This window comes from Alteromonas portus (assembly GCF_005117025.1).
Lineage (GTDB): Bacteria > Pseudomonadota > Gammaproteobacteria > Enterobacterales > Alteromonadaceae > Alteromonas > Alteromonas portus.
Map to the genome: position 1 here is coordinate 63,779 of NZ_SWCO01000012.1, position 14,266 is coordinate 78,044.

The 14,266-nt window shown below is 44.3% G+C and carries 10 protein-coding genes; 5 read left to right on the forward strand and 5 right to left on the reverse strand.

All coding sequences use genetic code 11. From position 1 onward, the window contains the following. Positions 1–55: 55 nt before the first annotated feature. The 5 genes from E5672_RS18975 to E5672_RS18995 all read left to right on the forward strand — a co-directional run bounded on the left by E5672_RS18975 (position 56) and on the right by E5672_RS18995 (position 5,352). On the forward strand, positions 56–1,936 hold the full coding sequence (locus E5672_RS18975) for a metallophosphoesterase family protein (protein WP_136783843.1): 1,881 nt from the start codon (positions 56–58) through the stop codon (positions 1,934–1,936). A 17-nt stretch (positions 1,937–1,953) separates the two neighbouring features. Then, positions 1,954–2,490, forward strand: a complete 537-nt coding sequence (gene fldB / locus E5672_RS18980) for a flavodoxin FldB (RefSeq protein ID WP_136783759.1) — start codon at positions 1,954–1,956, stop codon at positions 2,488–2,490. Between the two features lie 26 nt (positions 2,491–2,516). Beyond that, positions 2,517–3,305, forward strand: coding sequence for a CLCA_X family protein (locus tag E5672_RS18985; protein WP_136783760.1), 789 nt, complete (start codon positions 2,517–2,519; stop codon positions 3,303–3,305). Between the two features lie 142 nt (positions 3,306–3,447). Next, the gene (locus tag E5672_RS18990) at positions 3,448–3,858 is read left to right on the forward strand and encodes an ExbD/TolR family protein (protein WP_136783761.1); all 411 of its coding nucleotides are present in this window, start codon (positions 3,448–3,450) and stop codon (positions 3,856–3,858) included. A gap of 183 nt (positions 3,859–4,041) precedes the next feature. Then, positions 4,042–5,352 (forward strand): choice-of-anchor A family protein, encoded by a 1,311-nt coding sequence (locus E5672_RS18995; RefSeq protein ID WP_136783762.1) that lies wholly within the window; start codon positions 4,042–4,044, stop codon positions 5,350–5,352. Between the two features lie 39 nt (positions 5,353–5,391). On the opposite strand, the gene E5672_RS19000 is transcribed toward E5672_RS18995, so the two are convergent. From E5672_RS19000 to E5672_RS19020, 5 genes are read right to left on the reverse strand one after another with little or no spacing between them, the layout of a single operon-like run. Then, positions 5,392–7,887, reverse strand: a complete 2,496-nt coding sequence (locus E5672_RS19000; protein ID WP_136783763.1) for a cellulose synthase subunit BcsC-related outer membrane protein — start codon at positions 7,885–7,887, stop codon at positions 5,392–5,394. Continuing rightward, on the reverse strand, positions 7,884–8,987 hold the full coding sequence (locus tag E5672_RS19005; protein ID WP_136783764.1) for a family 8 glycosyl hydrolase: 1,104 nt from the start codon (positions 8,985–8,987) through the stop codon (positions 7,884–7,886). Before E5672_RS19005 ends, E5672_RS19000 begins: the two co-directional genes overlap by 4 nt. Then, complete coding sequence (locus E5672_RS19010) at positions 8,981–11,257, reverse strand: cellulose biosynthesis cyclic di-GMP-binding regulatory protein BcsB (protein WP_136783765.1); 2,277 nt, start codon at positions 11,255–11,257, stop codon at positions 8,981–8,983. Before E5672_RS19010 ends, E5672_RS19005 begins: the two co-directional genes overlap by 7 nt. After that, on the reverse strand, positions 11,254–13,479 hold the full coding sequence (gene bcsA, locus E5672_RS19015; RefSeq protein ID WP_136783766.1) for a UDP-forming cellulose synthase catalytic subunit: 2,226 nt from the start codon (positions 13,477–13,479) through the stop codon (positions 11,254–11,256). The genes E5672_RS19010 and bcsA overlap by 4 nt, the downstream gene beginning before the upstream one ends. After that, positions 13,457–14,029, reverse strand: coding sequence for a DUF3681 domain-containing protein (locus tag E5672_RS19020; protein ID WP_136783767.1), 573 nt, complete (start codon positions 14,027–14,029; stop codon positions 13,457–13,459). The genes bcsA and E5672_RS19020 overlap by 23 nt, the downstream gene beginning before the upstream one ends. Positions 14,030–14,266 lie beyond the last annotated feature (237 nt).

Below are 14,266 nucleotides of genomic sequence, written 5' to 3' on the forward strand. Positions count from 1 at the left end.
AAAGCTTTAACGAATAAATCGAGTATTGAAGGAGAAAATCATTCCTACGCAGCACTTGCCCCAAGTCATTGCAGGGCCAATAGTTAGAAAAGTGACGCCTACTGAAAGCCATATATGGGTAGTCACTAGTAACGCCGAAGCTCCACAACTGAAACTGTCTGTCTGTGACCAGACTATAGTAGGTGAGTGTCAGATTGAAACTGTACGCGTAGGGTCTTTTGCCTTCATTCACCTCATCTCTTTTTACGCCGCTGACACTTTTAAAGACAGAGCGCGCATTAGCTATCAACTGTTATTTGACGATCCGTCTGCCCAAGACAAATGGGAAAAAGAACAGCGCGCAATACTCTACGATGGCCAGCCCTCGCCAAGCTTTCACTATACAGAAACCCCCGAAACTATCTTGCACGGCTCTTGCCGCAAGCCTCATTTCCACAGTGAAGATGCGCTTGCGCAGGTTGACGTGCTTCATAAAAATGCGTTTGAAAAGGGTAAGGACTTTCCCGACTTACTTTTAATGACGGGGGATCAAATTTACGCAGATGATGTGGCAGGGCCTATGCTTAAAGCCATTCACAGTGTGATAGAGCGTTTAGGCCTTTACCACGAGGCTCTTGAAGGCGCAGTGGTAGGCAATACGAGTGAACTTGCAACCCATGAATTTGGGTTTTATGAACGTGAACAGCTTTTGCCGCAAATAGCGACCAACACGGTACTATCTTCAATTTTCTTTGGCGCCAAGAAAAAGCCTGTGTTTACGTCGGTCAATGCACAAAACCATTTAATTGGCAGTGCAGAGATCATCGCTATGTATTTACTGGTGTGGTCCGATACGCTGTGGCCAGATACGTTGCGCTCTGATGGCTCTATAAATAAAGACGGTATTCCAGAAAAGTATTCGAACATTTTCGATAAAGAAAATGATGCGCTTGCCGGGTTCGTTAAGCAATTACCACAGGTGCGCCGAGCACTAGCGCACATTCCTACCTATATGATCTTTGACGATCACGATGTTACTGACGATTGGAACTTAACACGAGGTTGGGAGCAAGAAGTTTACGGCAACCCTTTATCAAAACGCATGATCGGCAATGCACTCATTGGCTACTTGCTATGCCAAGGCTGGGGCAATGCGCCTAAAAAAGTCGCGCCGCTGATTGCAAAAGTACAGGAATCTATAAGTGAAGATGGTTTCACTGCACATGATGAAGTTATAAACGATCTTTTAGATTTTGATCAATGGCATTACCGCTTAGATACCACGCCTCCTATTGAAGTATTAGATACGCGAACACAGCGCTGGCGCAGTGAATCAAACATGAACAAGCCCTCGGGCTTAATGGATTGGGAAGCCCTGTGCGACTTTCAGCATTCAATAATCGGCAAAGAATCTGTCATCGTTGTCTCTGCCGCCCCCATCTATGGGGTTAAAGTTATTGAGGCCATTCAAAAAGTGTTCACGTTTTTTGGCAAGGCGCTAACGGTAGACGCTGAGAACTGGATGGCCCATAAAGGTACTGCCAACGTCATATTGAACATATTCAGGCATTACAAAACGCCCCCCGATTTCATTATTCTATCTGGCGATGTGCACTATTCCTTTGTATACGATGTACGTCTGCGCTTTAGGCGCAATAGCCCCCATATCACACAGTTCACCTGCAGCGGATTGAAAAACGCATTCCCAGATGGGCTAATAAGGTGGCTAGATAGATTAAACCGCGTATTGTATCGCTCCAAGTCTCCCCTGAACCTTTTCACTAGGCGCAGAAATATGTCGGTGAAAGCCAGAGAACCAAGTATGGGTTATGGCGAATTATTCAACGGTTGCGCCATTGGTGTATTAAAAATTTCACAGAAAAACACCGATGTTCAGTGCAAAGCTTTGTTGAGCAACGGTAAAGAGGTAGAATTCCCAGCTTCTAAAGATGATTAGTTTAAAAGAGGTATCTAATGAGTGATAGCGCACTGTCCATCGGATTATTTTACGGCTCTACAACTTGCTACACCGAAATGGCAGCAGAAAAAATCCAAGCGCAACTCAATAGCCTTTTTGACGAAGACATTGTTGACCTTCACAACATTAAAGATGTAAACCTGACGCGCACGGCCGAATACGACATCATCATATTTGGAATTTCGACCTGGGATTTTGGTGAGCTCCAAGAAGATTGGGAATCTCACTGGGAAGAGGTTCACGGCTTAGATTTAGCAGGTAAAACCATTGCACTATTCGGGCTAGGCGATCAACTCGGTTATGGAGAGTGGTTTCAAGACGCATTGGGCATGCTTCACGATGCGATATTGCCAACAGGCTGCAACATCGTGGGTTACTGGCCAAACGAAGGCTATGAGTTTACTGCCTCTAAAGCCTTGACCGAAGACAAGACCCAGTTTGTAGGTTTATCTCTTGATGATGAAAACCAATACGATAAAACAGACGCACGCATCGAAGCATGGTGTGAACAGTTATTGGTCTCAATGGCCTAAACAGCGGTTGCATTGGGAATTCAGTATTGGAAAGTAAAGGCCGTCTTCATCAGCAGTTTTATCGCAACGGTCCGAGCCACCGGGACGGCGCTGACGTTTCATTTCAAGATATTCGCAAGCTGTTTAATTTTGCTACGATCACTGTAGGCAGGTGGGTAACCGCTGAAGAACAACAGATCGCAGCAAATTTGTTTTTTGATGCGCTTTACGATCTGGTTGCGATCTTAAATATAAATGAACAGGTTCTGTCGCTAAACGGTTCTTTGTCACTGGCATTCGGCAGCGGCGGTCAAAAACACAGTAGCGCTCATTACAATAGTGCAAAAAGGCAGCTTGCGTTAGCTAAAAACGCCGGGGCTGGCGCGCTGGCTCACGAATGGTTTCACGCTTTCGATCATTACATTGCGCCCAGGATGTTCGACGGCATCGCCGCCGGTAGCTTTGCGACACAGGCATGGCTCGACAATGCCCCAATGAATCCCCATCCATTGAATCAAAAATTAAGCGATTGCTTCTCGCTATTGTTCTTAAATGATCAAAAAAGGCCAAATGAGTACTTTGTGCGATCCGTAGAAGCTGATCGCGCGCTAAAAATGTATTATTATGCTATGCCTCAGGAGATGGCTGCCCGAGCATTTGAAGCCTGTATTCAAGATCACGACATCAAAAATGCGTTCTTGGTACAAGGAACAAAAAAATCAACGGAAGCTAGACTTGGCATTTATCCTCATGGTAACTTGCGTACATCACTCAATCAGGCATTGATGTTGTATTTTTACCAATTAGGTGCCGCTATTTCGCGCAAGCAAACCTAGTTTGTTGTTTTATTACCGTGAAACTGAGTATTTTTTCAACAACAAGTGTTAATGAGCACACTGTTTTTATACAAAAGTCTGTATATTTTTGTAACAAGCAGTATACTAAATGGCTCGAACGTAACAGAAGAAAGAAGACGAGATGAAAAGAAAGAAGCATACCTCGGCTGAAGACGAGGCTCAGATTGATATGACCCCCATGTTGGACATCGTGTTCATCATGTTGATTTTCTTCATCGTAACGACCTCGTTCGTGAAAGAGAAAGGTTTAGACGTAAACCGTCCAGAAGATAATCAAGCGAAAAACGACAAGCCTTCTAAAGCGCTTTCTATTCGTATTGCGGCTGACGGTACTATCACGATGGGTGGCCGTGAGGTTGATATTCGTCGTGTGGTTGCGAACACGCAAACATACCTAGCAGAAAACAACACTGATTCTGCTGCTATCCAGGCTCACGAAGACAGCGAGCACGGCACAGTAGTTGAAGTTATGAACCAAGTTAAAATTGCTGGTATCGACAAAGTATCTGTTTTGGTTAAAAAGAGCAGCTAAAACGCTTTATTAATCAAATACTAATTAAGTAAAAGCCACCTTCGGGTGGCTTTTTCGTATCCTCTCTTATACCAAAGTATCTCTTGTGCTATCGCACGAATTTTGTTCAGATCGTACCATTCGGTGTGTCTGGATAAACCATGTTGAAACTCGGTTCCAGACTCGGATGTCACTGGAGCCATTATGCACAAGAAACTAGTTTACACTGCTGTACTTGCAGCGGTGATCTCAGCACCTCAGGTGTCTGCAGCCAAAATTGAATTAAGCGAAGCGTTCGACTATAACGCGTTCATCTTTAATAGTTATGAAGGTGAGCGATCTGACGTTGAAGGCTCCTTAGCTGTTGGTGGAAACCTAACGGTGGAAGACTTCGATGTGGGTCTTTTACTTCCTACCGATCTTTCCTCTAGTGCGCTTTACGTAGGTGGCGATCTTAGTTACACCCGAGGCCATGTTCACGCAGGGCAAACCACAGTTTCAGGTATGGTTACCGCTAATAGCGTAATGTTCGATGGAGCACTAAACAGTGGCAGTACTACCACCGTAACCTACGGTAGCGTGGAAAACGGCGGTATATTCAGTGAAGGTGACGTAACATTAGAAAAGGCAGGCGTTAATAACGGCGATATCCAGTCTGAACAAGCCGTTACCATCCGTGAAGCGGGTGTGAATGGTTCGATAACCTACGGTACAACGCTTACTGTGGATAACGCTGGCTATACTGGAAGCGCTGTGCAGTCTTCTAGTAACACAGTTAACATCGACAACCTTGATTTTAATTCAATAGCTGCTGAAGTAACGGCACAATCTCAAGAGTTTGCTTCGATGGATGTCAATGGGACAACCACGCTTACCTGTACTGATGCCTCGGACCCTAACAGGTTAGTCAGCTGTAACGATAGCGATAAAGACACACTAGATACCATCGTATTTTCTGGCACCGATGATGTAAATATTTACTCTATTACCTCTGATTGGTTTAGCGCTGACGATAAAAGCATCGTTTACAATTTTTCTACCACCAGCTACAACATCATTAACGTGTATGGTGAATCCGTTGAGTTATTTAATACTGGATTCTTTAATACTGCTTTTACGCAGGAAAACGAATATTTTACAGAAACTGGCCAGTATAGAGACAATGACAACAATATAGGTCAGCGCCATGATGGCCTTTATACCAACAATATCTTGTTTAACTTTGTTGATGCTGATTTCCTTACGCTGCACAGCGTAGGCGTTAAAGGCAGTGTATTGGCGCCATACGCCCAGCTAAGTTTCTACAATGGTCATGTGGATGGTAACGTGATTGCCAACAGTTTGATCACGCCACTAGTAGAACTGGTGAACGACCTAGGCGAGACCTACATTGCACCAACGGGTCAAATAAATAACTATCAGTTTGGTGCTATCAACGTCAGTGAACCAGCCTCAATCGCCCTGTTATTTGGTGCGGGTTGTTTTATGTTGGTTAGACGCAGAAAAGCGAGTTAACGCCTTAAAAGAAAAATTACTCTTCAAAATAAAGCGGCTTTATAACGCAAAGCCGCTTATTCTTGGTGAAGACAGCAATAGTTCATCGCTGGTTACACCAGTACCTTTCCCTTCTCGCCATCTTATCTGAATACCCGCTTCAAACGCTTGATACTCAACCGCAAAGGCTTTTCCAATATACCCAGCCACAATCCAGTTGTGGTTAATACGATATTGACCTTCTGCCGTAAGGTTTCCGCTCAGGCCTGTGTCTGAGCTCTCACCAAGAGTGGTATCGAGATCTGAAGGGAGGTAGGCTTCTCCTATAGGGAACCTCAGATCATCATCTTGCTCTACATGTGAGAGCGCAAGTGAACTTCGCAGTTTAACCTGCCAGTTAAGTGCTTCAAGTGTGAGCAGTTCAGAATAGCCGCCAATACTAATAAACGCGCTCGGGCTAAAATAGCCACCGTTGCCAATGGTAAAGCCGCTTAAATTTTTGTCGTAGCTTGTATAGCTTAAAAATGGCCCTACACGCCAATAATCTAGTCGACTAAACACTAAGCTAGCAATATCGTAACTCACGTCACCACGTAGCGACAGCGCGCTATTATCTGCAACGCGCTCGCCTTCCAAACGACTTATTTGCGCAGTGCCAGCTACTGACATATTGTCAGCTATTGAATGGGCGATTAATCCACGAAAACCACTTTCTATTACATAGCCCCATGACTGATCGCGATTAGCATAAAAAGTGCCCGTCTGGCTTAACAAGCTGTCTTCTTTTGCTTCTCTAAATAAGGTTGCCGCAACGGTCGTATTGGCTAAAAACCTTGTCGCCGAAATTTGCCCTGTGACTTTAGCGCTAACAGGTTGCTCAAACATGGCATATTCTAAATTCGCGTAAAAGTTGAAGTCTGGCGCTTGATAATAGGCTTCAGCCCGAACACCTGTGTCTTCGAAACCGCTTATGCCCAAAAATGAGCTGTCTAACTGCCTGTCTCCGAACCAATCACCTACTTGAGGAGTACCACTGTAGAACTGTTTATAGTCGAGCGATACTTGCCACAGCCAGTTTTTATAACCGCTGCCAACACCTATATACTGAGACAGTACATCAAAGTTACCAAGCCCTTCACCACCACTTCGGCTACGGGTATTTATTCCATACAACGCAGTGAGTCCATCTTTAGTTTGTGCGGTAACGGCTTGAGGATCGTCGTTTTGATAAGCCAACCAAAACTGTTTTCTAGGCCAAGCGTTGCGTGTCGTGCGCTCTTGAAAAATACGTTTTACTTCGCTGAATTTCAGTGCCAACCTATTTAATGTGGCATCATCACTTTGATTAAGTGACACCAATTCATTGGCTATAACAGCATTGCTTGGCGTTTTAGATAGCACTTGCTCAAACGCTGCCGTTGCTGTTGTGGTGTCTTGAATTTCTTTGGCAGCCCAGCCTATTAGTGCTTGTTCATCAGTGCTTAAAGGCCGCAAACGGGCGAGTGATTTACCGGCTTCGATACTTTCTTTAAAACGCCTTGTATCGTAAAACTGTGCCTGTCGACTAGCCAGACCATCAGCACAGCGACGAATGAATATTTCCGTGTTGATACTGCATGCTAAATCGAAGGCAATTTGCGCAGCATTATCACTGCCTTTTGCAATAAGTGATAAATACCTGCCCTCATTATCATTGACCAAGCCAAATAATGCTTCAGCAAAATCGTAGTTTTTAGCATCGTATTGCTGCCACGCCGCGCCTTGAAGTACCTCTTTTACGTAGCCATTGTCGTCAGACTTGAGAAACTGTGCCAACCTTGTCGTATCACGCAATGACAGCGCCTGCTGTAGCTTTATACCTGTAACGCTGTTAAGGCCTTGCTGTGCTGATTGTTTATCGATATCGCGAACAGACGATTGCAAGGCCTCGGTAAACTGTTGCACCGCCATTTCTAGCATACCTTTGTCGATGGCAGTCCACCCCATGAGCAAGTAAAAGTCAGTGCGCTTTAACTGATTGCTTAACGCAATCAGTGTTTCTACTTGTTGCCTTGATGCATTTGCTCGGGCTTTAGGGGTTAATTGAGCAAACTGCTCAAGCGGTAAGGCTTTTGAAGCGGGTGCTGCTTGCTGCTTTTCATTAGACCCTGTTGACTCACCTGACTCAGCTACTTGCTCTATCGCTTTGGGCGCAGGCTCTATCAATTGCTCTGGCTGTGTTCGCTCAGTTTTTGGCTTTGAAGCAACAGGCTTTATTGTGCCTTTTAATCGACCATTAATTCTATTTAGCTCGGTTTCAACTTCTTGAGGCACCTGCCATCCGGGGTAAAGGGCCTTTAAGCGGGCAAATTCCTCATTGGCTTGCTGTACTTGCCTTTCATTTATATGGTACCAAAGGCCTGTTAAATCTGGCTGATCTTGTTGAACCGGTATTATGCCCAGATCTTTTTCTTTGTAGGTTGTTTTCGTTTGTCCAACGGCCTGCATCGATACCAATGACGTTGCCACTGCGCCTAGAGCCAGATATATAGATGTGCGGGTAAACCTAGCTTTCACGATGCATTATCCAAAACCGCTAACATAGAAAGTAGCGTTAAACTTGCCGAATAATAATCCATGTTGCGATTAATCGTAGGCCAGTTAATTCCGTGCTGTTCTTCCGTTCCCACCAGACTATTCACAGCAAGCTTAACTGACTGCATGCCTTTAGACATTTCATATTCAGCTGTTTCCTCGCTTAACAGATTTACAGTCGCTGGTGTAGGTGTCATTGCCCACCATGCAAAATAAGGCGCAATGAGCTTTTCGGTTAAGATCGCGTCATCTCGAAACCGAGGTGACCATGCAAGCTGCAGCGGAATACGGATCGCGTTAAAGCCAAACTCAGGTGATATCACGTTGTCTAAACTTAACGTACCAATCTTGTTGTCTTCGTCAGTAGTGTTGGGCGTAAAGCGTACCCAGTCGCTAGGCAATTGATAGGATGAGAACTGCATTCTAGACAGCAAAGTTATGCCCGATTGGTAAAGTTGCTCCCATAGTGAAGGCGTAGTCGAAATTGATGCTAAATCTGTTATGGCGGGAAAAACCCAGTAAGACAGATTCAATTGCACGCTGTTACCGCCTGAATGTTCTTCTAGAAACCCGTATTCTCCCGGCAACAATACTACGCTGTTCTTATTCGTCACGAGCAGCTTCTGCTCTACAGCACTTACAATATTTCTCGCGTCTTCTAAATAAGCACCGGTGCCCCATTTTTTATTAGCTCGCAACAGTGCCCAAGCGATGAGTAATTCACCATCAGAAGCGTTATTAGGGTCGTCGATACATGAAGAAGAATTATCAGCACAAGGGCGGTAGCGCCAGCTAAACAACCCGTCATCTCGCATTAACGTGCGCTTTGTCCAGTGCCATAATGCGTCAAACGTGTCTTTATCGTCGGCCGCAGCTGCGAAGAGCATCCCGTAGCCCTGCCCTTCGCTGTGAGACACATTATCATTACCTGTGTCTATCACTCGGCCATCATCAATAAACAATGCCTTGTAAGCAATGTATTGGGATGTAAACTCGCTATTATCTTTGGTAGAGCAAGACACTACCCAAAAGGCAATGCCAAGCAAAAGTGCTACTTTGATAACGCGGTGCATATTTACCATGATTCTTGCACTTGTTTATTTCTGCGTTTAAGCAGTAAGTACACTAGCAAGCTGACAACGAACACCACAAATACAAAGCCTATTAGCCAATACCATGGATTATTTGATAACCATAACCTTAAGTGCAGCCACGTATCATCAGCTTCGCCAACTTCGTACTTATCGCTGACCTGCATGACAAGGGATGGCGACAATCCATCTTTCCAAGCAAAGAAGTCTCCTCCCATTTGTCCCCACATGGAAAGACTAACAAGATCTTCAACCCTGGCATTAAGTAGCTCCGGCGTTTGAGCCGCCAATATAAACAAGGTATCGGTTTGTGTAGAAACTGGGTGTTCTTGAGCGGTAAGAATAGCCTGCTCACCTAAATCGCTTTTTTGAACGGTATGCCCATCTATCCTCATCTCTTTGAAAGACTGATCGCCTGTCATAGTTCTAATACCGTTATACAAGTTGTTTTGTAGTCTGTATGGCCAGCGTTTTGTAGCTTCAATCGCTGTATTGAATTCAGCTTGCTCTATCTCATCTAAGGTATCAGGCGTACCTAGTACAATCACCGAGCCTTGTGAAGAAAGATCGCTCCCCAAACTTACTTGCACATTGAGAAGAGGCGCACGTGCTACTTGAGCGAATTTTGCCGATAATGTTAACGCAGGGTCTAAATAGTCGTCTGATGGAATTGCTATCGTCGAAGGCGGTGCCGATTTAAAACGTGCGAATGGGTATGCAGTTTCAGAAAACAAAGCCAAATCAGGCTGCACAGCCACGCTTCCCGCCTTTGGGAGTTTTATAGCGGAAGAGTCATCCAGTTGGAAAACTAAATGCGAACCAGACACATCATCACACGGCACACCCGCTAATGGTGCTCGCATCGATATCGCAAAATCTAAATTATTTACACCACCTTTGAAAAAGCGTGCGGGCACCCTAAGCTGATAGTCTCTGTATGACTGTCCGTTGACATTATTAAGTGATAAACCATGAACTAACTCATCGTTTACGCTGACATTCATAACAGAGCCTGGCCCAAAGCCAGCTCCGTAACCAAAGTCTAAAAGTAGATCTACACTTGCGTTTTCGGGCACATAGAAGTCTGCAGGTAACCTAAATGAAACACGTTTATTGAAACTATCTTCACCCCTAAATTGCGCCGTAGACACGCCAAAATCTTCAAATGCATAGCTTGTACCGGGGTTCAGTACAAGGTTACGCTGCAGCGTTTCAGCATTCATTTGAGACTGGGAAAGCACCGTAACCTGAGAAACAGGATTAATAGCATCATCCATAACTGCAAGGGCTTTGGCGGCCTCTAGTACCTGACTTTGGGTAGTACCGCTAATAATAAGGCGATAGCTCATGGGCACAATGACTTTGCTGTCTTTAATAAAGGCCGGAGTGCGCTGCGTCATCAAAAACGCACCATCGATGTCGTTTATCACGTCATCAGACAAAACCGGTGAAAGCGCTTCGGCAGTACCAACAAGCACATGAATTGGCTGCTTTGGCTTTGCGTTTAAATACCATGCACTGCGCTCATACCTTGCTACATTTTGTTCGTTCCAAAAACTGTTTTCTGTCTCTTCTAGCTCCGGTAAAACATAGCCATCGTCGAAACTATCGTGGTCAATGAAAAGCGGTTGATATTGGTTTCTCAATGCAAGTGCTTGCGCCACTATTGGCAATACTTGATGCTTTATTTGCTTTTCCGCTTCACGCGCAGTATAAAGCTGCACTTCTCGCTGACCACCTATGCCTGGGTGGAAAAAGCCGCTAAGCTCATCAAACGTGAAGCGTTTTTCACTAAGCGATGTAGCCACTTTTAACGTTGAGTTATATGCATTAATTTCACTCCATAACTCTGGCGCGCCTCCGTCAACACACTGCTCGGCATAATGCTGACTTACTGTCAGTGTCAGAGAATTGAACCCTGCCCGCCATAACGTTTTAGGAATAACAACTTCAGACACTAAAGACGGCCTGTCAGGATCAAATGCAATCTGGCCAATAGTGGCATTGTTAAACCTTACGAAAAGCTGCGAACGCTTTTTAATCAGCGCCTGCGAGCTGACCACTTCTAAGGTTAACAGCGCGCTATCAACGTCTGTCATTGCACTTAGTGGAATTGGAATATCTATAGAGGCAGCTTTACCTTGCAATCGAACATTGCTGTCGCCCCCGAAAAAGTCTGTCAGGCGATAGGTATCGGTCTGTGCTGCAAGGGTAAAAGGCATGCACAAACATGCTATGAACATAAAGTAGCTTTTTATCATTTATTTTCCTTTACCGATTTTGGAAGCACACCCAATTTATCGGCGAATTTACCCATTAATACAAGCATATGCAACAAAGCGGGCTTTAAGCCAACTTTTAATACATGTTTAGCGCCAAACCAATATGAAATTGGCCGTGTCCTTCTTCGTTGAAAGGATAACCAGCGCAAACTATCACACAGTGAAAAGGCAATAACTTCGTTTTCTTGTTCTGAAGTTGTCGGAATGAAGCGTACGCGGAGCATTTTTGATTTACTGTCGTAGTGCAGCACGTTTATTGGTATATGCACATTTTTACTAAGCGCATGACTCCATGAAGTCAATATCGCGCCTTGGGGTACGTAGGCGCCCTCTCCCTTTAATCGAAGCCGAGCACCGCCTAACGACATATCAACTAAATCGCCAACCCACGCTTGGCCGTTTTCAGCCTTAATAACAACGCTATTGGTGGCAGGCAGGCGCGCCTGACTGCGTACTTGTTTTCTCTCTAATAATACACTGAGTACAGACAGTAATAATATTAAATTAAATACGTTCCAGAGCATGACTACTACGGTTAGCTCACGTGTTATTGGCTGGGTAATAAATTTATAGATGCCGCTGCATAATGCGATTAAAACGACCAAAATCAGCCAGTAAAATACGTTAGAAAGTGGCGATACAAATGTTTTTTCCAGGCTTTCTCCTTTTGGCGTTACAACAAAAGAAGGGGCGCGGGGTTTAAGGAAAACTTTTACAAGGGCGTTCAGGGTAAAAGCACACTGCAATATTTCATATAACTCTGAGACCAGCGGCCATCGCGTTCGCCCAAAAAGCATGGTAGATATCATGTAGGTAGCGATAACATGAGGCATCGTGAAGGCGAAAATCTCAAGTAATGACGCGTGATACACTTGTAGCCCAAAAACCAAATATGCCAGCGGCATTAATAAGAAAATGATACGAGCAAAAGGAAATAGCCAAAACATAATGGAACTCATGTAGCCCACCCGCTGGTACCACTTCAGTCCTTCTGCTTTAAATGGTTTTTTAAGTAGCAGAATCTGCGTCATACCCTGCGCCCAACGCATGCGCTGTTGAATGAATGCATCAAAAGTTTCAGGGGCAAGTCCGCTCACCATAGGCCTATCGACATACACTGACTCGTAGCCCATTTTATGCAAATCTAGCGCTGTCTCGGCATCTTCCGTTATAGATTCACCGGAAATACCGCCAACAAGGTCTAAATGCTTTCTGCGCATTAATGCTGCTGAACCGCAAAAGAACGAACTTCCCCAATAATCGAGCCCTTTTTGAATTGTGCCATAGAACATGTCATTTTCTGACGGCATACGTGTAAACGCCGAGAAGTAGTTACGCTCTACGGGGTCTGGGTTCGCCATAAAGTGAGGGGTTTGAACCAAGAACACTTTTTCATTTTTAAGCATCCAAGGTACAGTTCTATCCAGAAAATCTGAGGTGGGCACATGGTCAGCGTCTAAAATTACAATCAAATCACCCGTTGTGTTTTGAATTGCGCTGTTAACGTTACCCGCCTTTGCGAACTCATTTTTTTCGCGTGTGTGATACGTAACACCAAGGCGAGAACAAAGCGCCTGGAGATCCTGTCTTCGCTGCTTTGCCGAGGCTGCTGAGACCGGATTCTCAGCATTGATTTTTTGATCTGTTCCGCCATCGTCGAGCAAATGGATATAAAGCTTGTCTTTTGGGTAATCCAACATTTGCGCGGCACGAATTGTCACCTCTAAGATCTCTTCATCTTCGTTATAACTGGGTATCATAACGTCGACACTGGGCAGCGTAGACTTATCCATACCTTCTAGAGTTAGTAACGGCCGACTTAGAGGGAAAGCATTGACGATAGCCCCCAATACAGAAGTAATGCCTGCATAAATTTCCGCGCCAAACAAAAGCCAAACGGCAATCATTGAAAGTACATCAGAATAAGTAAGCGTATAAATGCCACGCCATAATAAATACCTAACGCTCAATGCTATAGCAAGGATAAGCGCAAGTACTCGAAATAAGTTCTGATATTTTTGGGTATGTCTTGCTTCTTTACTACAAAGCGATATGAAGATGAGAATGGTAATGGATGCTAAAAGCTGGCCGAGGGCATCCATGGGTGCTAACAGTAGCGCCCCAAGTAAAAACGACGCTACTAATAAAATGATAATAAGGTGTGACGTATAATGATGTTTATGAGTTTGCGAATAATCCAAGGTTGCTATCCAGTATGTGTATGTGCGTTACACTTGCATAGTTCGCCCTGTTGATTAACGTCATCTTTCCGTCTGCTATTTCTACCTCATGATTGCTTTTGTAAAACAAACTAGAGATGTGATCTCTGCGCTTCCTGTTGCTTTTAGATATTAAGAACCACGCTGGGTAAGTTGCAACGCCGAAAGCGGCCACTGCGCTTAGTACGTAAAAAACAACTGGAGACATAGACGGTGCTAAGTACAGGGAAAATAAAAACATAGCCATGCTCAATACCGTAAATATACCAGTAATCTTGCGTAAGCGTATAACTTTAATCAGTTTATTTTCTGCATCTAGCAACATATTAAGTCGCTTCTTCCACAGATTTTCTGTTTCTAGACTTGTTCGTGCTTCTACTAAACGAGGTTGCTCGCTTGCTGAGGTAGCATCGCGAAAATGTCTCGCCCGCTCAAATACGTTAACTGCCATGCCGTTATTTATCGCACTCTGAAACGATTGCTCAAGCAAGTCTGATTGACTAGTTTGTTGTGTATTTTCCACTAATTTCACTGCGCACACTCCCCTCATTACTACACGATGAGTTTACTTCCACATATTCAGAGGAAAAATTGCTGAAACCATACTTACTGATTAGAAATGATACGCTTATATTTGGATAAAGATATTGAACTTTAGCCCATTGAACTTTGGTATACCCCTTTAAAAATAAGGCGTACAGAGATTTGGCATAATATTTATTGACCGTTTGGTTAAGTATTTTTAAGAATTCCAACCACCGGGAACTGC

Excerpts from the sequence above, each read along its gene's own strand:
- E5672_RS19010 (WP_136783765.1), bottom strand. The coding sequence starts at position 11,257 with ATGATAAAAAGCTACTTTATGTTCATAGCATGTTTGTGCATGCCTTTT.
- fldB (WP_136783759.1), top strand. The coding sequence starts at position 1,954 with ATGAGTGATAGCGCACTGTCCATCGGATTATTTTACGGCTCTACAACT.
- E5672_RS18990 (WP_136783761.1), top strand. The coding sequence starts at position 3,448 with ATGAAAAGAAAGAAGCATACCTCGGCTGAAGACGAGGCTCAGATTGAT.
- E5672_RS19005 (WP_136783764.1), bottom strand. The coding sequence starts at position 8,987 with ATGGTAAATATGCACCGCGTTATCAAAGTAGCACTTTTGCTTGGCATT.
- E5672_RS18995 (WP_136783762.1), top strand. The coding sequence starts at position 4,042 with ATGCACAAGAAACTAGTTTACACTGCTGTACTTGCAGCGGTGATCTCA.